General features: G+C 68.7%; 1 protein-coding gene. It reads right to left on the reverse strand.

Features of this window, described 5'->3' with window-relative positions:
• Positions 1–167: 167 nt before the first annotated feature.
• The coding region (locus tag A9Z05_RS05445) for an extracellular solute-binding protein (protein ID WP_141723362.1) at positions 168–940 on the reverse strand (773 nt) is incomplete at its 5' end.

The raw sequence follows: 940 nt of genomic DNA on the forward strand, positions 1-940 counted from the left end.
GTCGCCGACCGACGGCGCGTGAGCGTGACTCAGGGGAAGACGCAGATGACGCATGACGGAGTCCCTCCGGTTGATGCGCGGGCGCGAACGGCCTGCCCGCCTGTCGGCCTCGCCGGCCCGCGCCGTGTGCCACGGCGCACGATGCGGGCCGCGCGACGGCTTGCGCGTTACTTCTTGTAGCCGGCCTGCCGCACTGCGCGATCGGCGGCGGCCTGGCCCGCGGCGAGCGCCTGGTCGACCGACATCTGGCCCGCGACCGCGCCCGCGATCGACTGGCCGACCACCGTGCCGAACGACTGGAATTCAGGAATCCCGACGTACTGCACGCCCGTGTACGGCACCTTCTTCAGCGACGGATCGTTCGGATCGGCCGTCTCGATCGCCTTCAGCACGAAGTCGGAGAACGGCGCGGCGGCCTTGTACTCGGCCCGCTGATACGTCGACGTGCGCGTGCCCGGCGGCACCGACGCCCAGCCTTCGTCCTTGCCAACCATCTCGATGTACTGCTTCGACGTCGCCCACGCGATGAACTTGCGCGCGGCGTCCTGCTGCTTCGACGTCTTCGGCACGGCCAGCGCCCACGCCCACAGCCAGTGCGACCCCTTCGGCGTCGCGGCGACCGGCGCGGCCGCGAAGCCGATCTTGTCGGCCACCTGCGACTGCTGCTTGTTGTACAACATCCCGGCCGCGACCGTCGCGTCGATCCACATCGCGCACTTGCCCGACGCGGTCAGCGTCAGGTTCTCGTTGAAGCCGTTCGAGCTCGCGCCCGGCGGGCCGTTCTTCTTCAGCAGGTTCACGTAGAAATTGATCGCCTTCTTCCATTCGGGCGACGTGAGCTGCGCATTCCAGTTCTCGTCGAACCAGCGCCCGCCGAACGTGTTCACGACCGTCGACACGTACGCCATGTTCTCGCCCCAGCCGGCCTTGCCGCGCAGGC

The sequence above is a fragment of the Burkholderia sp. A2 genome (genome assembly GCF_001729305.1).
Lineage (GTDB): Bacteria > Pseudomonadota > Gammaproteobacteria > Burkholderiales > Burkholderiaceae > Burkholderia > Burkholderia sola.